Origin of the sequence: Wolbachia endosymbiont (group B) of Ennomos erosarius (assembly GCF_964026905.1) — a bacterium.
Lineage (GTDB): Bacteria > Pseudomonadota > Alphaproteobacteria > Rickettsiales > Anaplasmataceae > Wolbachia.
This window is the reverse complement of sequence record NZ_OZ034708.1, coordinates 748,699-768,982: the sequence shown is the minus strand read 5'-3', so window position 1 is coordinate 768,982 and position 20,284 is coordinate 748,699. Positions and strand designations below refer to the sequence as shown.

Annotated in this window: 17 protein-coding genes and 3 pseudogenes; 6 read left to right on the top strand and 14 right to left on the bottom strand. The window is 34.4% G+C overall.

Annotated features, from left to right (window positions below; genetic code table 11):
- Window positions 1-258: 258 nt before the first annotated feature.
- The 3 genes and pseudogenes from gmk to AAGD95_RS03985 form a co-directional block, all read right to left on the bottom strand.
- A pseudogene (gene gmk / locus AAGD95_RS03995) lies at window positions 259-843 on the bottom strand (guanylate kinase); the annotation flags it as partial.
- Window positions 827-2,632: a pentapeptide repeat-containing protein gene (locus AAGD95_RS03990; RefSeq protein ID WP_341818267.1), complete on the bottom strand. Its 1,806-nt coding sequence runs from the start codon at window positions 2,630-2,632 to the stop codon at window positions 827-829. The gene AAGD95_RS03990 and the pseudogene gmk, both read right to left, overlap by 17 nt.
- Complete coding sequence (locus AAGD95_RS03985; protein WP_341818266.1) at window positions 2,625-3,842, bottom strand: ankyrin repeat domain-containing protein; 1,218 nt, start codon at window positions 3,840-3,842, stop codon at window positions 2,625-2,627. The genes AAGD95_RS03990 and AAGD95_RS03985 overlap by 8 nt, the downstream gene beginning before the upstream one ends.
- A 206-nt stretch (window positions 3,843-4,048) precedes the next feature.
- On the opposite strand from AAGD95_RS03985, the pseudogene gatB reads away from it, so the two are divergent.
- Window positions 4,049-5,464, top strand: a pseudogene (gene gatB / locus AAGD95_RS03980) (Asp-tRNA(Asn)/Glu-tRNA(Gln) amidotransferase subunit GatB); the annotation flags it as partial.
- 99 nt (window positions 5,465-5,563) lie between these two features.
- Entirely contained in the window at window positions 5,564-7,291 is a 1,728-nt protein-coding gene (locus AAGD95_RS03975; protein ID WP_341818831.1) for an NB-ARC domain-containing protein, read from the top strand.
- Between the two features lie 155 nt (window positions 7,292-7,446).
- On the opposite strand, the gene AAGD95_RS06470 is transcribed toward AAGD95_RS03975, so the two are convergent.
- The 5 genes and pseudogenes from AAGD95_RS06470 to AAGD95_RS03955 all read right to left on the bottom strand — a co-directional run bounded on the left by AAGD95_RS06470 (window position 7,447) and on the right by AAGD95_RS03955 (window position 10,982).
- Entirely contained in the window at window positions 7,447-7,866 is a 420-nt protein-coding gene (locus tag AAGD95_RS06470) for a DedA family protein (protein WP_410542074.1), read from the bottom strand.
- A 5-nt stretch (window positions 7,867-7,871) separates the two neighbouring features.
- Entirely contained in the window at window positions 7,872-9,245 is a 1,374-nt protein-coding gene (gene cysS / locus AAGD95_RS03970; protein ID WP_341818265.1) for a cysteine--tRNA ligase, read from the bottom strand.
- Window positions 9,238-9,895, bottom strand: a pseudogene (locus AAGD95_RS03965) (exopolysaccharide biosynthesis protein). Before AAGD95_RS03965 ends, cysS begins: the two are co-directional and overlap by 8 nt.
- A 96-nt stretch (window positions 9,896-9,991) precedes the next feature.
- Window positions 9,992-10,648, bottom strand: a complete 657-nt coding sequence (locus AAGD95_RS03960) for an exopolysaccharide biosynthesis protein (RefSeq protein WP_341818264.1) — start codon at window positions 10,646-10,648, stop codon at window positions 9,992-9,994.
- Between the two features lie 166 nt (window positions 10,649-10,814).
- On the bottom strand, window positions 10,815-10,982 hold the full coding sequence (locus AAGD95_RS03955) for a twin-arginine translocase TatA/TatE family subunit (RefSeq protein WP_265025453.1): 168 nt from the start codon (window positions 10,980-10,982) through the stop codon (window positions 10,815-10,817).
- A gap of 305 nt (window positions 10,983-11,287) precedes the next feature.
- On the opposite strand from AAGD95_RS03955, the gene AAGD95_RS03950 reads away from it, so the two are divergent.
- Together AAGD95_RS03950 and AAGD95_RS03945 are read left to right on the top strand one after the other, a co-directional pair.
- Window positions 11,288-12,157, top strand: a complete 870-nt coding sequence (locus tag AAGD95_RS03950; protein ID WP_341818263.1) for an IS982 family transposase — start codon at window positions 11,288-11,290, stop codon at window positions 12,155-12,157.
- A 114-nt stretch (window positions 12,158-12,271) separates the two neighbouring features.
- A complete protein-coding gene (locus AAGD95_RS03945) occupies window positions 12,272-12,403 on the top strand; it encodes a hypothetical protein (protein WP_265015624.1) in 132 nt (43 codons plus the stop codon).
- A 97-nt stretch (window positions 12,404-12,500) separates the two neighbouring features.
- Here AAGD95_RS03945 and murC read toward each other — a convergent pair whose 3' ends face one another.
- Entirely contained in the window at window positions 12,501-14,015 is a 1,515-nt protein-coding gene (gene murC / locus AAGD95_RS03940) for a UDP-N-acetylmuramate--L-alanine ligase (RefSeq protein ID WP_341818830.1), read from the bottom strand.
- A 26-nt stretch (window positions 14,016-14,041) separates the two neighbouring features.
- Here murC and AAGD95_RS03935 point away from each other — a divergent pair, with 26 nt between their 5' ends.
- Entirely contained in the window at window positions 14,042-14,716 is a 675-nt protein-coding gene (locus tag AAGD95_RS03935; RefSeq protein ID WP_320157466.1) for a septal ring lytic transglycosylase RlpA family protein, read from the top strand.
- Between the two features lie 296 nt (window positions 14,717-15,012).
- On the opposite strand, the gene AAGD95_RS03930 is transcribed toward AAGD95_RS03935, so the two are convergent.
- The 3 genes from AAGD95_RS03930 to AAGD95_RS03920 all read right to left on the bottom strand — a co-directional run bounded on the left by AAGD95_RS03930 (window position 15,013) and on the right by AAGD95_RS03920 (window position 16,584).
- A complete protein-coding gene (locus AAGD95_RS03930; protein WP_265015624.1) occupies window positions 15,013-15,144 on the bottom strand; it encodes a hypothetical protein in 132 nt (43 codons plus the stop codon).
- Between the two features lie 114 nt (window positions 15,145-15,258).
- Window positions 15,259-16,110, bottom strand: a complete 852-nt coding sequence (locus AAGD95_RS03925) for an IS982 family transposase (protein ID WP_410542088.1) — start codon at window positions 16,108-16,110, stop codon at window positions 15,259-15,261.
- Window positions 16,111-16,194: 84 nt separating this feature from the next.
- A complete protein-coding gene (locus tag AAGD95_RS03920) occupies window positions 16,195-16,584 on the bottom strand; it encodes an ankyrin repeat domain-containing protein (RefSeq protein WP_341818829.1) in 390 nt (129 codons plus the stop codon).
- Window positions 16,585-17,021: 437 nt separating this feature from the next.
- On the opposite strand from AAGD95_RS03920, the gene AAGD95_RS03915 reads away from it, so the two are divergent.
- On the top strand, window positions 17,022-18,227 hold the full coding sequence (locus AAGD95_RS03915) for an MFS transporter (protein ID WP_341818828.1): 1,206 nt from the start codon (window positions 17,022-17,024) through the stop codon (window positions 18,225-18,227).
- A gap of 391 nt (window positions 18,228-18,618) precedes the next feature.
- Here AAGD95_RS03915 and AAGD95_RS03910 read toward each other — a convergent pair whose 3' ends face one another.
- Window positions 18,619-19,470, bottom strand: a complete 852-nt coding sequence (locus AAGD95_RS03910) for an IS982 family transposase (protein ID WP_410542088.1) — start codon at window positions 19,468-19,470, stop codon at window positions 18,619-18,621.
- A 400-nt stretch (window positions 19,471-19,870) separates the two neighbouring features.
- Complete coding sequence (locus tag AAGD95_RS03905) at window positions 19,871-20,278, bottom strand: nucleoside deaminase (RefSeq protein WP_341818261.1); 408 nt, start codon at window positions 20,276-20,278, stop codon at window positions 19,871-19,873.
- Between the last annotated feature and the right edge of the window lie 6 nt (window positions 20,279-20,284).

Sequence of the window (20,284 nt, the reverse complement as noted above, 5' to 3'; positions counted from 1 at the left end):
GAAGTTTGACTTTTAAATTGAGCTAAACGTTGTATATGTGATCAAAATATAGGTGGAAAGGCAGAAAACTAGTTTCTATTAGAAAATCTGTTATCATAGTCAAATCCTCACTTGAACAGTTGCTACTATTTTAACCATTTAATCTTAAAAAATAATAAATATAGCTAAACTGTGAAACGTGCTATTGGCTAAAATAGGATAAGAAACTATAGCTGCAAATATCCAAATTGATTTTTTATAAATCTTCCAGGCTTGGTTTTTCTTCTGATTTTTTAGTCTTTCTTTATTTAGTATGGAGCTTATCTCTTCTACACTTTTGTCAATATCATCATTGATTATTACATAATCATATTTATCACGTTTGCTTATCTCTTTTTGAGCTTCGGCTAATCTGCGCTCTATTTCGCTTGCATCATCACTATTACGCTTTTGCAAACGCAACCTAAGCTCTTCCATTGAAGGAGGAAGTATAAAAACACTCACAACTTTTTTTCTCATGAGCTTGAATAAGTGAAATGCTCCTTGCCAATCTATGCTTAGTAAAACGCTTATTCCACTGCTCAGGTTTTGCTCTATAAAATCTCTTGGTATACCATAAAAATTCTCAAAAACTTTGGCGTATTCAAGCATTTGGCCAGCTTTGCATAACTCGTGAAATTTTTCTTCGGTAACGAAAAAATAGTCTTTTCCATTTATTTCGCCGGGGCGAGGCTTGCGCGTAGTCGTAGAAACAGACCTAACTAAATTAGTTGATCGCTCAAGTAATTTTGCTGATATGGTAGTTTTTCCAGCTCCAGAAGGGGAGGATAGAACCAATAATACGCCCTCACTTTTTACGGTCATTTTTCTTTGCATTTTTTAACATGGCGCTTTTTGGATCAGAGTTTAAAAAGCTAGAACCTTCTAAATTAGAATTTGATAAGTTGGTGCCAATAAGAGAAGAATTATCAAAGACAGTATAGCGCAAATCGGTTTTTTCAAGATTTGCCTTATTCAAATTAACGTTTACAAACTTTGCTCTACTCAATGTTGAATTAGAAAAATCAGCATTTTCTAAATTCATATCCTTAAATTCAAAGTAAGAATAATTTACATTAAATTTTTCACCCTGTGATATTTTCTCTTGCAAATCTTTAATCGAAGTTATAGCATTTTCTGAACCTGCAAGTTTTTTCTGTCCTTTATTGTCAATCAAAATTGAATTATCAAATTTGCAACCTGTTAAGTGAGCATCAACAACTGAACTTTTATATATGCTTGAAGAGAGAAAAGACATATCACTAATTGTTGAATTGCTCAAATTGCTAAGAAAAAAGCTAGTTTTCCTAAAGGCATTAGCGTGAAGCAAAGAAGATCTGAAATCGCTTTCAATAAAATTTGAATTAGTTACTTTTAAATTAGACCAGCTTGAATTATCAGCTAATAAATTAAAGAATGTTGAATTTTCTATTTCACTGGAATCAATATTATGGCGAGAAAGTGTACTGTTATAAACTTGAGAGTCTTGGATTTTTATCTTATACATTGAAGTTGTAGAAAGGTCTGAATCTTCTATCTTCACATAGGTGAATAGTGAATGGTCAAAAAATGAGCCATTCATGGTAGAATTTGCAACTTTAGTATTATGAAACTTTCCGTGACGAATGTCAGCATTAGAGACATTAACTTGATGCAGTTCACTAAAACTAAAATCAATATTGGATAAATCAGCATCATGAAGATTTGCTTCAGAAACATATGCATGTTTTATCTTGGAACCATTTAGTATAGATTGAACAAAACTTGAATTATCGTCATTCACATAGGAAATTTGTGTGTTGCTTAAATTAGTTTCGTCGAAGTTACTGTTAATTATGATAGAAGAATTAAGGTAGGCAGCGGAAAGATTGCTACCTGTAAAGTCTGATTCTTTTAACTCTGCACCATATATGTTAGCATTTTTTAATGAAGAAAATTGTATCTTTAATTTATATGCATCCACTCCAAAGAAACTTGCATTATCAAGGTTGTTTTTCTGCATAACGGTATCGTTTATTTCACTATCACTAAAATTTACGTGGCCAACATTCGAGTTTGATAAGTTGGAGAAATTCATTTTCACATTCGAGAAATTAGTATGCAAACCAATTACGTTGTGCATACTTACTTTTTTGAGATCGGAACTGATAAAATCAGCATAACTAACATTAGACTGATCAAATACGATATCTGTTAAGTTTGCAGAAACAAATTTTGTAAAACTCAAATTTGTACCTTTTATTTTAATGCCATGTAAATTAGCATTGGAAAAATTAGCACCACGTAAATCAACATCAATGAAAGACACATCTGATAAATCGGTGTTAGAAAAATCAGCACCAATTAGACTTACTCCATCAAAAACAGATTTACTTAGGTACAGTTGGCTAAAATTAGCTCCATTTAAGTTAGAACCAAAACCTTTCTTAAAATCTTCTGGCACGCCCTCTTTGTGGCACTGCACCAAAAATTCAGCAAAGTCTTTTTTACTGTAAGATACGTATTTTGCATCATGCAGAGCGTTTAAAAAATCACTAATCTGATTTTTTTCATCATTTATTTCTTTTCCATAACATAAATGACCAACTAAAATTAATATCAAAAATCTAATCATCTTGCTTATCGCACTGTATTTCTTTCGTTTTCACAGCCCAATCGTACATTGCTGAGCTTTCTTTATTGTCTATTTTTCTATCCTCCAAAAGGTGTGGCATCATTTCGGCAATCACGTTTATTATATTGACCTGCTTTCTTTCGATTGCTATATCAATTGGGGATTGAAAATTATTATTAACTACTCTAAGATCAGCACCTTGTAATAAGAGAAAACGAACTGTGTCTATTTCACCTTGCTTCACTGCATAAATTAGAGAAGTGTCACCCAATTTATTTCTAAACCTTAGTATCTCTTGAGTTGTTAATCCAATTTTTTCTAGCTTACTTATTATTCCTCTTAAGCAAGTTAAGTTGTTCTTCTTAATGCAGTAAAAAAATTGTTTACTGTAATCGTCAATAAATATAGTCGTAGGAAGATGCTCATTAAGGCTATCATATTGTCGTTTATATATTGACTTGCTTTGTATATCTTTATGACCCCATTCTTTTATTGGTTCTCTGTTTAGCTTTGTCCATTTTTGTAAATTTTTCTTTTCACTTTGCTCTTCTTCATCTTTTTTAGTTATAGGTTTTACTCTATTGCGGTCCTTAGAATTATTACTTCTTCTTTTTACTTTTTTTTCTTCAAACTGACTCTCTACTTTTTCTTTTTTTTCCTCTAATAATTGACTCGCATCACTTTTTGAAAGTTCATTATCTTTTATATCAATCTTCTGATCAGCTTGTAGATTTTTTTGCAGATCAGCTATATTCTCATTTAAATCAGCACTTAAAGGCAAAGGCTCTGGTTTTAAATCTTTATTCACTTCTTTATTGGCCACATTTGGTAAATTTCGAGCAAATTTGTCTGTGCTTTCTTCTAGCGGGTCATTTGGCAAATCTTTATCAATCTTTTCACCCTCACTTATAGTTTTTTCAACCACGGAAGCCTTGTTCTCATTGTGTTGCAGCTTCTCTTTATCGGTAGTGCCGTCTAATCTTTTGCTCTCAGCTTCTTGTGTTTGTTTAGCATCGACGTTGCTTTTCAACTCATCTTTTTGATTTGTGCTGCTCAGTAAATCTTGCTTCCTTGCACCTACATTTTCGTTTTTATGAACTGATTCAATTTTCTTTTCTTCAAATTGCTCTACAGCAAACAGGATGGGTGATCCGAATACGACAGCTAATAATATAAAATATAAAATATTCTTCATAAATATCCCAAGCATAAGCTTAATTAAAATGATACTATAATCAAATGATTAATCTACAGTAAAAAATGCCTTAGGATTTAATTTATAAAAAAACAATAGATTTTTTGCACTTTAATTACTATAGGTTAAAAAGTTAAGACAAAAAAATAAAAATGTGGGTTTTGTTTTGACTTTTTGTGTTAATTTTGCAGAATATTAAGATTATCATTTAAATAAAATACATGACGAAAGAGGATTGGGAAGCGGTAATTGGGCTTGAGGTGCACGCTCAAGTTTCTTCTAATACGAAGCTATTTTCTAGCTCATCAACGGAGTTTGGTGCTGAGCATAACACTCAAGTTTCTCTAGTTGATGCGGCAATGCCAGGTACACTGCCAATACTAAATTATTACTGCATAGAGCAAGCAATACGCACCGGTCTTGCACTTTCTGCAGAAATTAATAAGTGTTCTTACTTTGATCGGAAAAATTATTTTTATCCCGATTTACCGCAAGGTTACCAGATAACCCAGTTTTTTGAGCCAATAGTTAAAAATGGTAGAGTATTTATCAACGACAATGAAAAGGAAATAAGAATCGCGAGAATTCATTTAGAGCAAGATGCAGGGAAGAGCGTTCATGAGGAAAGCAAAACTTATGTGGATTTAAATCGTGCAGGAGTTGCTTTAATGGAAATTGTTTCAGAACCAGATCTCCGTTCATCTTCAGAAGCTGCAGAATGCATGAAAAAATTGAGGCAGATTTTGCGTTACATTGGTTCATGTGATGGTAATATGGAAAAGGGATCACTTCGTTGTGATGCAAATGTTTCTGTCCGCCTAAAAGGCAGTAGCACATTTGGCACTCGTTGTGAGATAAAAAATCTGAACTCGATACGTTATATTGTGCAAGCTATAGACTATGAAATACAAAGACAAATTGAAATTTTAGAAAGTGGGGAAGAAATAAGTCAGGATACCTTATTGTTTGACGTTGCTTCGGGAAAAACAAAAGTGATGCGAAACAAAGAGGATGCAAGCGACTATAGATACTTCCCTGAGCCTGATTTATTACCTGTTGAGGTAAGCCAGGAGAAGATTGATTTAATTCAATCATCTTTGCCCGAGTTGCCAGATCAAAAAAAGCTGCGATACATTGAGGAATTAGGTATCAATGAATACGATGCAAACGTCATTACTTCCGATAAGGCAACCGCTGATTACTTTGAGGAATTGATAAAAAAACATGATTCAAAGCTCGCGGTTACCTGGTTAACTGTAGAGCTTTTCGGTCGTTTAAATAAAGCAAATATTGATATTGTGAGCTCCCCAATCAAAGCAAATGCTTTGTCCGAACTCTTAGATTTTATCGTTGATGGAACAATCTCTGCTAAACTTGGCAAACAAGTATTCGATAGTATGTTTGAAACTGGCAAACCTGCATCTCTCATCATAGAAGAGCAGGACCTAAAGCAAATAACCAATAAAGGTCAAGTATCAGAAGTTATCGACACAATCATCAATAGCAACCAAGATAGGGTTCAAGAATACAAAAGCGGTAAAACAAGATTATACGGATTCTTTGTCGGCGAAGTTATGAAACTTACCAAAGGAAAAGCCAGCCCTGATGTCGTGAATTCAATTTTGAGTGAAAAGTTAGATAAGGTGCCCGAAGGTTATCCTGCTGGAGAGGTAAAACGCTTTTACCATGGTATTACCTATCAAAAATTGTGGCTCATATTCTTTCTCGAACGTGCGATGGATAAAAAGTGTCCTTTCCTCTTGGCTACGGAAATGGAGTTAGCTGAAGGTTTTGGTGATATTGTTCTTCGGTATGAACAAAACAGAAGAATAATACATAGATTCATACAAATCAAGCACAAGCAAGATGGACACAGAAAAATCAGCATAGGTGACTTATTAACATGGCGAAAAAGTAGTGAATTCAGCTTAGTAAAATATCTTGTTGCTTATTTAAAAATCAAAAGTAGAGGAAAGTTCGAGGGTGAAATAGAAGATTTTGTTATTGCCACAAATGTCGGTTTTGACTTTGAAAGTCTAGCAGATAAGGGAATTTCATTTACAATGATGAACACAGAAGATGAGTTTCTGAATATAGGCAGTAGTGTAAGATATAAATTTGATAATAGTATTATCTCACACTTGCAGGAGAATATGGATTTTATAAAGGGTGAGGTAGGTGGACAAGTTAGCGATGGAGAAATAAATAAGAAAATAGAGGAATTTCTAGATAAATTGGTGTTTGCAGTTAATTTACCTAACCATGCTGAACTGGAAGGATTAATCAAAAATGAGATAAGTAACAAATTGATCGAAAAGTTCAACTACTTTGGTAATGACGAAACTGCTTACAACGCGCTTTTTATGAAAATATGGGGTTGGATGAAGGATAGAGAAGGACGTTTCCTTTCACATAAAGAAGGCGAAGAGCTTTTCCGAAAAGTAGAGATGTGTGCTAGTACTTTAAGTGAGATAAGACAAGAAGTAGAGAAAGGGAATAAAGAAATAGGTAAAATAGCAAAACAACAGCGTAAGGATAGTAAAATACTGCATAAAATGCATGCAGTTGCAACAACACAGAATAACAAGCAGATAGAGAAGCCTATTCAGTTTAATATGGTATATCCAGTTGAGATGTTTGTTGGGAGGGACAGCGAATTGCAAGAAATATATGGTAAATTGCATGAAAGTACTGGCAAACTAACGGCAATATCACAAATGGTTGTTATCGGTGGTCTTGGAGGAATAGGAAAAAGTGAGTTAGCTAGGAAATATGCTTATGAGTATAGAAAACATTATGATGGCAATGTTGTATGGGTAAACGCTGAAAACTTTGGAATTATGAAGAATTCTTTTCTGAAGTTAGCTGAGGATGATAAACTAGGTATTCCTCCCCAGGATAAGTACGGAAATGACAAGACGATAGAAACTATTGTTAAAGAAATATATGCTTTCTTTGCAAGAAGGGGAAGGAAAAGCCTGTTCATTTTTGATAATGCTGAGGGATATGAGGATATTAGTAAGTTTTTGCCATTCTCTTTAGGCCAGGACTATAACAAGCCTTGCGTATTAATTACTTCTCGTAGTAAAGATTGGAAAGTAGGAGAAGAGGAAGGTAAGATACAAGTAATACAATTAGATGAGTTTACTGAAACAGAAGCTTTGAGGTTTGTGAAGAAGGCTTTGAATATAAGAAATAATTTACAAGATGAAGAAATAAAAAAACTAACAAAAGAATTGCAGTATTTTCCATTAGCTTTGGGGCAAGCAGTAAAATATATAAACGAAAGCAATATTGTACTAAGTCGTAGAAGTAAGAAAAAAATTAGTGTTAGTGACTACCTGAAAGAGTATGAAGAAGAAGCAGAGAAACTGCTTGACTTTCAATCCAAATATAAAAGTGACTGTTATACTAAAACAACATTTGTAATTTGGAAAATTACAAATGTCCTACCTTGCTCCTGATGATATTTGTATAAGAGAAATTTTTTCAAATAAAGTTACTTTTAGCTCATGGTGCATCCCGTGACTATTGAAATTTTGCATTTAATTTATAGCTCAGCCTCTGTCAGGCCATAGGATGACAGAAGTGGGCTTTAATGGCTGTAGTACTATAGCTGTTATACGCCAAAAGTAAGTATTAGATATAACAAATAGAAGAAATTAGATAGAATGATTAAAGGGGCAAGGATATAAAGGTTTAACTTAAAATAACCTGATAAAATTTGAATCACACTTCCAAGTGCTGGCACCCACGAAAGTAATAAAGTTGCAAAAATTAGCAAATTTTTTGTAACTTTTGGCATTGTATATTCGTTTTCTAATTTGTGGTATGATTTTCGTATAGAGATTGTTATTTTACCTAAGTACCAATTAACTATTCCACCAAGGCTTGATCCTAGTACTCCAAAAAATAACATAAGTAGTGGAGTGTAATACGACCTGAAATAAAGCATGGTATTGAACACAAAACCTTGATGTATGGGTAAGACTAATGATGATAATAGGCTGTCTTTAAACAGCAGAAAGTAATCTTCCATATAAGTTACCAAGTTGTTGTACCATCTTCATTGTCAGAAATTGTAATCCCCATTTGTTTCAACTGATCCCTTATTTTGTCTGCAGTATCGTAATTTTTATTTTTTTTTGCAATTTTTCTTAAGTCTATCAACCTTTCTATTTCTTGATGATTTACATCCACAGCAAACCACTCTTGATAACTTGACTCAAGAAGACCAATAAATCTGGCACTCTTAACAAAACTCTCAGTTAATTTAAGCTTTTCACTTTCATTACTCATTTTGTTGATTTTTGCAGCCATTTCATGTAATATAGCTAGGGCTTCAGGAATGTTTAAGTCGTTTTTTAAAGCGTCTATAAAATCTTTAGAAATCTCTGCATTACTTTCATCAATATTTATTGTATCTAAACCACGTGATAACCGATTAAATTTATTTAAGGTTTCCTGTGCATCAGAAATAACGTTTTCTGTCCAATCAAGTGGTTTTCTGTAGTGAGTTTTGAGCAGTGCATAGCGTATTACTTCACCCTTTATTCCACTATCTAGCAAATCCCTTACTTTGACTATATTAAATAAGGACTTGCTCATTTTTTCTTCATTTACTGTAAGAAAACCGTTATGCATCCAGTATTTTGCAAACATTGATCCAGCAAATGCAGACTTACTCTGTGCGATTTCATTTTCATGGTGAGGAAATTGTAAATCTATGCCGCCACCATGAATATCAAAATCTTTGCCAAGGTAAGCATATGACATCGCTGAACACTCTATATGCCATCCTGGTCTTCCTTCTCCCCATGGGCTATTCCAATAACTTGAAAGTTTGTAGTCAATATCACTTGCAGGTTTCCACAGTACAAAATCTCCAGGGTGCTTTTTATTTTCATTAACTTCAACTCTGCTACCTGGAACCAATTCATCAGTTTTTTTTCCTGATAAAGCACCATATTCATGGTAAGATTCTATATTAAAATACACGTGTTTGTCAGATTCGTAAGCGTGACCTGATTGCAGCAAATGTTCAATTAATTCTATAATATAATCTACGTTTTCCGTTGCTTTTGGCTCGTGTGTTGGCTCTTTACAATTTATGCTTTCCATATCATCATGAAAAGCTTTAATGTAATATGTGGTTATACTTTCTATGTTGCTATTTTTCTCACTTGCTGCATTAATTATCTTATCATCAATGTCGGTTATGTTACGCACATAGGTAACTTTGCCATAACAAAACTTAAGTAGCTGAAATAACACATCATACACAACAACAGACCGTGCATTGCCTATATGGGCTGTGTCATATACTGTTGGTCCGCAAACATACATTTTCACATGATCTTTATCGATTGGTGTAAAAAGTTCCTTTTTTTTTGTTAAAGTGTTGTAAAGCCTAACCATACACGAAGCTTTTGAGAAAAGAAAATGCCCCAATGATAAGTTGTGGCCCTTTGACTACTACAACAAGTAGTAAGCAATAACCCACACAATGATATTAAAACTCCCAATATGGATAGAAACCCATCTTTACTCATAATGCCAAGTGAAATAAGAGTCGTACCAATTGCAGGAATAAAGTTGGTAAGAGGTAATGGAAGAGCTATTGATAACGCACAAAGCAACATTATAAAAGCTAAAATCTTTTCACCGGGCCCATAGAAAATAAAAGACATTCTTGGTTTCATGAACTTTTCTATTTTTCTTAATGCTGGAGAAGTTTTTTCCACCACAAGAGCTAGTGTTGAACGCTGAAAAGACCTTCTTTCCAACCAATGCGGCATCCAAGGAGAATCAAATCCAAATAAAAGTTGCAGTGAGAATAAGATTAAAGGTATAGAAAGAATAGTTGTATAACCAGGTGGAACCGGTATAGGCGCCGATAGCGGCAAGGAGAAGATGATTATTAAAATACCAAAACCGCGCTCATGCAAAGCTGTTTTAATGTCAAACAAAGTTACTTTATCGCTATCATTGTTATTGGTATCTGCAACCTCTTTTAGAATATCAGAAGCTAATTTTTTATTTTCGGTCAGTTTCTTACTTTTTTGCACAGTTACTCTTTAATAAAACTATTCTTTCTAACTAACATAATTATTGCCATATTTCAATATGCATTATTCATTTTGCGCTAGTAATTCGTTCTTTTGTTAAAGTGTTGTAAAGCTTTTAAGAAGAGAAAGTGCTCCGGTTATAAGTTGTGGTCCTTTGACTATTACAACAAGAGTAAGCAACAACGCACACAATGATACTAAAACTCCCAATATGGATAGAAACCCGTCTTTACTCATAATGCTAAGTGAAATAAGAGTTGTGCCAATTGCAGGAAGGAAGTGAGTAAAAGGTAATGGAAGAGCTATTATTATTGCACAAAGCAACATCATAAAAGCCAGAATCTTCTCACCAGGCCCATAGAAAATGAAAGACAGTCTTGGCTTCATGAATTTTTCTATTTTTTCTAATACAGGGGAAGTTTTCTCTACCACAAGAGCTAGTGTTGAACGCTGAAAAGATCTTCTTTCTAGCCAACTGGGCATCCAAGGAGAATCAAATCCAAATAGAAGCTGCAGTGAGAATAAGATTAAAGGTATAGAAAGAATAGTTGTATAACCAGGTGGAACCGGTATAGGCGCCGATAGCGGCAAGGAGAAGATGATTATTAAAATACCAAAACCGCGCTCATGCAAAGCTGTTTTAATGTCAAACAAAGTTACTTTATCGCTATCATTGTTATTGGTATCTGCAACCTCTTTTAGAATATCAGAAGCTAGTTTTTTATCTTTAGTTAGTTTCTCACTTTTTTGCACAATTATCCTTTAATAAAATATTCCTTCTAAGCTAACATAGTTGTTGCTGTATTTCAATATTTGTTATTTATTTCATACCAACACTTCATCTCTTTCATTCTTTAACCTGACTAAGTTTTTAAACAGATGACATGCACTAAGGTGCATGTCACGAAGTATGAGGACGCTAACGATCTGGTTCGTTAGGCGATAATTTTTCTGAGTCCTTAAGCTCCTGTTTAAGGTTTTTGATGCCTTTTCCTAAATCACCCATAACTTGCGGTAATTTGCCTGCACCAAACAGAACTAAAATTATTATTAAGACTAGAAACAATTGCCATGGTCCTAAACTCATTTCCACCTCCATTTAAAATATTGACCTTTAAATATTAAAACTTGACTGAAGTCAAGTAACACATAGATTATATCACCTTTATTTAATTATAAATCAAGGTTTTTTAATATTTAATTCTATAGCTAACCCAAATTAGGTTTACCGAAACAAATTTTATGGTTGTATTGAACAATTTAAGTTAGCGCGTGACGCTGGAATGGCTTTGTTGCATAGCACCTTAAACGCGAATTCTGGATTAAAGGAGAATAGAAAAGGCAAGAAAACAGGGTAAACTCAGCAGTTATAAAAAATAGATGAGGTTAACCATGGAAGATATAACAAAACTGTTTTGTTTGGTCGATGATTTTTGCAGAGATATAGAGAAAAATTTTGCAGGTAAACTACTGCCAAATGGTAAAAAACCCACAAGAACAACGGAAATTGAGCACTCCGAAATCATGACAATAATCCTGCTATATCAACAATCTCCGTGTAAAAATTTCAAAACTTTCTATCTACATTACCTAACGTTGCTCTACAAATCAGAGTTTCCAAAGTTGCCTTCATATACCAGGTTTGTTGCTCTAAAGCCTAGGGTTTTGTGGCATTTAGCAATGTTGTTGCATTGGCTTTGTGGACAGTCAGAAAACACTGGAATTTCATATATAGACACAACTCCCATTGCAGTTTGTCATGCAAAAAGAATATCCAAAAACAAAGTTTTTGCTGGAATTGCAAAATTAAGCAAGAGTACTTACGGCTGGTTTTTTGGTTTCAAATTACATATGGTAATCAATGAAAATGGTGAAATTCATTCACTTACGCTAACAAAAGGCAATGTTGATGATAGGATACCTGTGCCAAATCTGACGGAAAAATTAACCGGCCTTTTGTTTGGTGACAAAGGTTATATTGCAAAAGAGCTTTTTCAGAAGCTGTTTGACCGAGGTTTGAAACTTGTTACCAAGGTGAAAAAAGGTATGAAAAATGCATTGATTTCGCTAAATGAGAAGATTTTACTGAGAAAAAGGTCTATCATTGAGACTGTTTTTGGTTACCTAAAAAATAGACTAGAAATTGAACACACTCGCCATAGATCCCCTGTTAATTTTTTGGTTCATATCTTTTCTACTCTCATTTCCTATTCCATCAAATCCAAAAAGCCTTCTATTTCCTATACTTTCTTCCTTCCTTAATCCAGAATTCGCGTTATTAGGTTAATAAAATTATATGGACAAGATGGTGTAAAAGAGTGGAAAAAGAAAGCAATTTATGGAAAGAGATCTTACATAGAAGGATTTTTCTCAAGGTTGAAGCAAGTATTTGGATTTAGCTTTAGGAATAAATCTGAAGTAAATCGTGAAAAAGAATTACTAATTAAGTGCTATTTGCTCAACAAATTCACTGATATTGGTATGGCTAAATTTGAAATCATTACATAAATTTGTCGTAAACCATCACTGCTTAAGGTGCTATGCAACAAAGCCATTCCAGTGTCAAGCACTGGAATGACACCGGTACTTGCATTTATTCTATCGTTTAACTAGATGTTTGTATAGTTTCTGCTATGAGCTTCGCAGCTTCCTTTGCTAATTTAGCTATATTACTACCAGCACCAATAAATAATACTATATCACCTGGACTTGTCGAATCACTAATAAAATGTGAAATGAGTAGAGAATCATTCATGATTTTTACGCTATCAAACCCATTACTGATTAAAGCTTCTTGTATATCATTAATCCCACAACCAGGAATAGGCTTGTCTTCTGGGGGATGAACAGGGGTGAGGATGACATAATCAAATATCATGAAAATTCGTATGAATTCATCAAAAAAATTACGAATGCGAGCAAAACGAAGTGGTTCGATAATTCCTATTATCTTTCCTTTGGTAATCGAACGTGCTGCTGTTAAAGTTGCTTGTATTTCGTTTGGATGATGAGCATAATCCTCAATTAGCTTAACACCCTTAATATCGGCAATTAAAGAAAATCTTCTTGCTACTCCTTTGAATTCAAAAAGGCCTTTTTTAATGTCTGCATCGCTAATTCCGAGCTTTATCGCAACTGATATTGCAGCTAAGGCGTTGCTGACCTTATGCATCCCTATTGCGTTTGCTAGTATTACATTTTTTATGTTTCTGGATCCCAGTGTCAGGCACTGGGATGACAGAAGGTGATGGGATGACACCTGTTCTTCTGTCATTCCAGTACTTGATACTGGAATCCAGTTGTTCAATACATCAAATTCTATGCTGTTAGCATGCTGCTTAATATTAACAGCTTTAATATTGGCACCCTCAAATCCAAACATCATAGAGTTACTTGCATCATAATTAATGCCTACAGAATCAGGCAAAACTGCAAAATCTGCTTTGCTTATAAACTGAGAAAACGCATTTTTAATATCGTCAAATGTACCATAATGATCCATATGATCGTCGTTAATACTCGTTATGACAGCAATATTTGCAGGAATTTTTAGCATAGTTCCATCTGATTCATCAGCTTCGATTAAAAAAATGCCACTACCTCCAAGTCTTGAATTACTCTGGTATGAATTTAGTATTCCTCCCACAATTACAGTTGCATCGATATTAGAATGATCAAAAATGGAAGCAATCATTGCCGTTGTCGTTGTCTTACCACTTGAACCTGAAACTGCTATCACATATTTATCTCTTAAAAGTTCAGCAAGTATGTCTGATCTATGCAAAATGGTTTTATTGTTATTTTTTGCCGCAATTAACTCCACATTATCAGATTCTATTGCAGAAGAATGTACAACTATTTGAGCTTGGCTTGTATTATTAGCATTGTGACCAATATAAACCTCTATACCTAGCTTTTGTAACCTATCTACATTGTCGTTTGACTGCGCATCACTGCCTTGAACTTTGTAATTGGAATTATGGAGAATTTCAGCAATGGCACTCATTCCGATTCCACCTATACCAATAATATGTATTATTCCTTTTTGAGTTTTGTTAATATTTAGCAGTAGATGTTTACTCATTACTAAATTTATTATAGTATAATTTAAAATCCTCATAGTATCGAGCCCTCTTACCGAATACAATGATAAAAAACCTAACCTTTCTATGTCTAACATTTGTTTTGATAAGTAGTTGCAGTTTTAGCAACAGGTTTAATTGCACTGCAGGTCATTACAAAATTGGCAGCAGCTACACAATAAATGGTATAACTTATCACCCAAAAAACTGTAAACATCACGAAGAAATAGGAATAGCATCGTGGTATGGAATAGAAGATCATGGCACGCTTACAGCAAATGGTGAAGTGTTTAACCGCCACTTGATCTCTGCAGCGCATAAGACTTTGCCCCTACCCTGCTTTGTTCTTGTCACTAATTTAGAAAATGGAAGAAAGCTTGTTACAAGGGTTAACGATAGAGGACCATTTATTGAAGGCAGAATAATAGACTTATCAGAAAAAGCAGCTCAAGTCTTAGGATTTCATAAAGTAGGGCTTGCAAAGGTAAAAGTCCAATACCTAAGAAAGATGTCAGAACAATTGATACAAAATACTCCTCATTACAGAAAGCAATATGAAAAAGAAATGCAGAAACGTCACCCAAAACAAGACAGTGCAGAAAGTAAAGGATATGTCGCATTTTTTAAAAGTGCTCAGGCTGCTAAATCAGCTGCATCGAAGCTTCGTAATCAAGGAATGAAAAATGTTAGATTGCTTTTTAAGAACAATCAATATTGTGTGAAAGTGAGTTATAGGTAGTGGTGAGTGCAGAATTTGAAAGATTTGGTTAATGTAAGAAACGCTGGCTAACTATTGTAAGTTAAAAATGTGATATAAAAAAGATATCAACAATTTATAGCTATACCGCCGCGGCGCTAACTAGTAGCAAGATGACGAGGTTATCGTCATGCCGCCGCAAACCGTCATACCGTGATTCATTCCACAACTGTACGAACATTACAATTTGAGCCTACCAGAAGGATGTCATCCCAGTGCCCAGACACTGGGATGGCTTTGTTGCATAGCACCTTAAGCAGTGATGGTTTACGACAAATTTATGTAATGATTTCAAATTTAGCCATACCAATATCAGTGAATTTGTTGAGCAAATAGCACTTAATTAGTAATTCTTTTTCACGATTTACTTCAGATTTATTCCTAAAGCTAAATCCAAATACTTGCTTCAACCTTGAGAAAAATCCTTCTATGTAAGATCTCTTTCCATAAATTGCTTTCTTTTTCCACTCTTTTACACCATCTTGTCCATATAATTTTATTAACCTAAAAACGCGAATTCTGGATTAAGGAAGGAAGAAAGTATAGGAAATAGAAGGCTTTTTGGATTTGATGGAATAGGAAATGAGAGTAGAAAAGATATGAACCAAAAAATTAACAGGGGATCTATGGCGAGTGTGTTCAATTTCTAGTCTATTTTTTAGGTAACCAAAAACAGTCTCAATGATAGACCTTTTTCTCAGTAAAATCTTCTCATTTAGCGAAATCAATGCATTTTTCATACCTTTTTTCACCTTGGTAACAAGTTTCAAACCTCGGTCAAACAGCTTCTGAAAAAGCTCTTTTGCAATATAACCTTTGTCACCAAACAAAAGGCCGGTTAATTTTTCCGTCAGATTTGGCACAGGTATCCTATCATCAACATTGCCTTTTGTTAGCGTAAGTGAATGAATTTCACCATTTTCATTGATTACCATATGTAATTTGAAACCAAAAAACCAGCCGTAAGTACTCTTGCTTAATTTTGCAATTCCAGCAAAAACTTTGTTTTTGGATATTCTTTTTGCATGACAAACTGCAATGGGAGTTGTGTCTATATATGAAATTCCAGTGTTTTCTGACTGTCCACAAAGCCAATGCAACAACATTGCTAAATGCCACAAAACCCTAGGCTTTAGAGCAACAAACCTGGTATATGAAGGCAACTTTGGAAACTCTGATTTGTAGAGCAACGTTAGGTAATGTAGATAGAAAGTTTTGAAATTTTTACACGGAGATTGTTGATATAGCAGGATTATTGTCATGATTTCGGAGTGCTCAATTTCCGTTGTTCTTGTGGGTTTTTTACCATTTGGCAGTAGTTTACCTGCAAAATTTTTCTCTATATCTCTGCAAAAATCATCGACCAAACAAAACAGTTTGTTATATCTTCCATGGTTAACCTCATCTGTTTTTTTATAACTGCTGAGTTTACCCTGTTTTCTTGCCTTTTCTATTCTCCTTTAATCCAGAATTCGCGTTAATAATGCTGTCAAACCACCATAAAAAACGCTTTTTTTAAATGCTCGTTTTCCCAGTTGTGTTTCTTCTGCTTCCTCTAGAAGTTTCTTTATAACATCATCTTGAGCTAAGTCTCTTGGAGTTTTACCATGTTCATCCTTTATTAAAGGATCTGCTCCATTTTCTATTAGAATTTTTACTATCTCTGTACAGCCTTCTTCAGCAGCCAAGTGTAAAGGAGTCCGTCCACCTCTACCTCCAGCTACTGCATCAACTTTTGCACCTTTTGCTATCAGAATTTTTACTATCTCTGTATGGCCTTTTTCAGCAGCTAAATGTAAAGGAGTATTACCATATCTCCCTACTGCATTAACATTTGCTTCTTTTGCTATCAGAATTTTACTATTTCTGTATGGCCTTCTTCAGCAGCTAAATGTAATAATGTATGTTTTCCAATTTTTCCTAAAAAAATACCCCAAAACAGGTTATTTACACTAAAATCAGCTTTTTCCCATTTTTCATACTCATACTCATCTTCTACTTTCTCTTTTATTTTTTCAATTACGTTGTCCTTACTTAAACCTTCCTCCTTATCAATTACACTTAATATTTTTCCAATTGCACATATTTCCCCATAACTTCACCTCTGATTTTAATAACATTTTAATTATCACATACCATAATAAAAAAGTCAACACCATATGTTTAGGTTGTAAAATCCCAAAAAGCAGCCAGAATAGAATAAGCAAACATTTACGAATTGAATTTAGTGCAAACAAGGGTGTTGATATCAACCATACTCTGCAGAATCGCAATATGGTATGACTACATGCTCTTTATTGATTTGATTAACATAATCAGCAGAGAGTTTTGTTTTGTAAAAGATGTCTACAGTAACATACTGCAATTATTTGGAATTGTAGGGCTAGGCGCAATTGTAAGGCCACTTGGTGCATTCATATTTGGTCACGTTGGTGACAGGTATGGAAGGAGGATAGCATTAATAATTACTATCTTGCTAATATCGATACCATCAAGTCTCATTGCATTTATTCCAAGTCACAATCAAGTAGGTATAATTTCTACTATATTGCTTCTTGCAATCCATGTGACACAAGGAATTGCACTTGGTGGTGAACAAGGAAGTTCTGTTTATCTTATAGAACATTTATCCAGTAGGAAAGAGAACTTAGGGATGTATTTTGGAATAATGGGCTTTGGTCGTTCCATTGGTGTACTGCTTTCTGCGGTGATAGTAATTATCTGCAAAAAAACTACTGATTTTTGTATCTGGGGTTGGAGATTGCCATTTATTTTCTCAGCTATTTTAGGATTAATTAGCGCGTATAGCATATACACATTGGGAGAAACTCCAGCATATGAAAAAAATCGAAAACAAAGAAATTTACCTGATTTGCCAATAATAGAGCTTATAAAGCGCCACAAGAGAGCTCTTATACTTGCTATTTTAATATCTGTACCTGTTAATGTTGCTGTTGGATTTACCATATTTCTTCGAACACTCGCAAAGGAAATAGCATCAGTGGATGTTTATGTAACGACATATATCAACGAAATTGTATTGATTATAACCAGTATATTAATGCCGATATCTTCAATAGCGTTTGGAATGTTGGCTGATAAAGTTGGAAAAGAGCGCACTGCAATCTTATTTATAGCAATTACAATGGCACTGTGTTGTCCTGCGTTATCTATTGCATATTACTACAAAAATTATCTTGTGATTGCGTTGAGCGTAATGGTTCTCTCTATAATAGAAAGGGGTATAGTTCCCATAGGAATAGTTGCATCTGAACTCTTTCCCACCAATGTCAAATTTAGTGGCGTAAGCTTATCACGTAACATCTCTTATGCATTACATGGAGGATTTACCCCTATGGTTTGTATTTGGTTGACTGTAACATTTCCTCAAACAAACCTTGCTGCTGGGCTTTATATAGTCTTCTGCTTGTTGGTCAGTGTGGTAGCAATATTGCAAATAAAACCGCAAGATAAGAAATTTGATTGGTCTTAGTTTTCTCCTATGTGATTTGATAGACCGGGAAAGGGTTTCATCTAACACCCTGACAACCTTCATCCCGCTGCTTGTTAGCGGGATCTAGAGATACCGTGACGGTATGACGTAGGACTGCTGTCATTCCAGTCTGGAATCCAGAAAAAAGGATGATGTCATCCCAGTGTCCCTGTAATGTCATTCCAGTGCTTGACACTGGAATGGCTTTGTTGCATCGCTAGCTATGATGGATTAAAGATAAAAAAGATGGAGAATATCAGTAGCTTATTATTCTGGTATTTATAACAAGAACGGTCAGTGAATACCTAAATTTGAGTAAAAGAAATTTCACTACCACTCACTAATCCGGCTAAAATTCAAGAATTTCAATGCTTTAGACGCGAATTCTGGATTAAGGAAGGAAGAAAGTATAGGAAATAGAAGGCTTTTTGGATTTGATGGAATAGGAAATGAGAGTAGAAAAGATATGAACCAAAAAATTAACAGGGGATCTATGGCGAGTGTGTTCAATTTCTAGTCTATTTTTTAGGTAACCAAAAACAGTCTCAATGATAGACCTTTTTCTCAGTAAAATCTTCTCATTTAGCGAAATCAATGCATTTTTCATACCTTTTTTCACCTTGGTAACAAGTTTCAAACCTCGGTCAAACAGCTTCTGAAAAAGCTCTTTTGCAATATAACCTTTGTCACCAAACAAAAGGCCGGTTAATTTTTCCGTCAGATTTGGCACAGGTATCCTATCATCAACATTGCCTTTTGTTAGCGTAAGTGAATGAATTTCACCATTTTCATTGATTACCATATGTAATTTGAAACCAAAAAACCAGCCGTAAGTACTCTTGCTTAATTTTGCAATTCCAGCAAAAACTTTGTTTTTGGATATTCTTTTTGCATGACAAACTGCAATGGGAGTTGTGTCTATATATGAAATTCCAGTGTTTTCTGACTGTCCACAAAGCCAATGCAACAACATTGCTAAATGCCACAAAACCCTAGGCTTTAGAGCAACAAACCTGGTATATGAAGGCAACTTTGGAAACTCTGATTTGTAGAGCAACGTTAGGTAATGTAGATAGAAAGTTTTGAAATTTTTACACGGAGATTGTTGATATAGCAGGATTATTGTCATGATTTCGGAGTGCTCAATTTCCGTTGTTCTTGTGGGTTTTTTACCATTTGGCAGTAGTTTACCTGCAAAATTTTTCTCTATATCTCTGCAAAAATCATCGACCAAACAAAACAGTTTGTTATATCTTCCATGGTTAACCTCATCTGTTTTTTTATAACTGCTGAGTTTACCCTGTTTTCTTGCCTTTTCTATTCTCCTTTAATCCAGAATTCGCGTTTTAGCTATTTTCAATAGAATTAAATTTATTAATACAAATAACAAATTACTATTCTTAAATTTGATCAGATTGATTGCAAAAAAACAAGATTTTCAATAGGTTGCTTATAATCCTAACTATAGTTAGCCTTTCATAAGTAGCGATGCAACAAAGCCATCCCAGTGTCAAGCACTGGGATGACAACCTCCTGGTAGACAATGTTCGTACAGCTGTGTGTCTGGGCACTGGGATGACACCCTCTGTTGTACGTCACGCGCTGGAATGACAGAGAAATCTAATTGAAATTGTTAGACCTAATTAGGTCCTTAGTCTTTCAAAAAAATCCTTTAACAAAAAAGAGCATTCTGTTTCTAATATCCCACCATAAACTTCAGGTATATGGCTGCAAAATTGAAATATCTTAGCACCATTTTCAATTCCTCCACCTTTTGGATTATAAGCTCCAAAGTACAATCGTTTAATTCTGGCAAAGGCAATAGCTTGAGCACACATCGGACATGGTTCTAATGTTACGTACATGTCAGAATCATAAAGCGTTGAAGTTGAAAATGCTTGTCTGATCGCTAACATCTCTGCATGTGCAGTTGGATCGCTGGATATATTGTGTGCAGAAGAAACAACATTGCTTCTACTTACTATTACAGCACCTATGGGAACCTCATCATTTTTTTGAGCGAGTTTGGCTTGCTCTATGGCAAGCTCCATATATTG

Excerpts from the sequence above, each read along its gene's own strand:
- AAGD95_RS03990 (WP_341818267.1), bottom strand. The coding sequence starts at position 2,632 with ATGATTAGATTTTTGATATTAATTTTAGTTGGTCATTTATGTTATGGA.
- AAGD95_RS03985 (WP_341818266.1), bottom strand. The coding sequence starts at position 3,842 with ATGCTTGGGATATTTATGAAGAATATTTTATATTTTATATTATTAGCT.
- AAGD95_RS03975 (WP_341818831.1), top strand. The coding sequence starts at position 5,564 with ATGGATAAAAAGTGTCCTTTCCTCTTGGCTACGGAAATGGAGTTAGCT.
- AAGD95_RS06470 (WP_410542074.1), bottom strand. The coding sequence starts at position 7,866 with ATGGAAGATTACTTTCTGCTGTTTAAAGACAGCCTATTATCATCATTA.
- cysS (WP_341818265.1), bottom strand. The coding sequence starts at position 9,245 with ATGGTTAGGCTTTACAACACTTTAACAAAAAAAAAGGAACTTTTTACA.
- AAGD95_RS03955 (WP_265025453.1), bottom strand. The coding sequence starts at position 10,982 with ATGAGTTTAGGACCATGGCAATTGTTTCTAGTCTTAATAATAATTTTA.
- AAGD95_RS03950 (WP_341818263.1), top strand. The coding sequence starts at position 11,288 with ATGGAAGATATAACAAAACTGTTTTGTTTGGTCGATGATTTTTGCAGA.
- murC (WP_341818830.1), bottom strand. The coding sequence starts at position 14,015 with ATGAGGATTTTAAATTATACTATAATAAATTTAGTAATGAGTAAACAT.
- AAGD95_RS03935 (WP_320157466.1), top strand. The coding sequence starts at position 14,042 with ATGATAAAAAACCTAACCTTTCTATGTCTAACATTTGTTTTGATAAGT.
- AAGD95_RS03915 (WP_341818828.1), top strand. The coding sequence starts at position 17,022 with ATGCTCTTTATTGATTTGATTAACATAATCAGCAGAGAGTTTTGTTTT.
- AAGD95_RS03905 (WP_341818261.1), bottom strand. The coding sequence starts at position 20,278 with ATGGAGCTTGCCATAGAGCAAGCCAAACTCGCTCAAAAAAATGATGAG.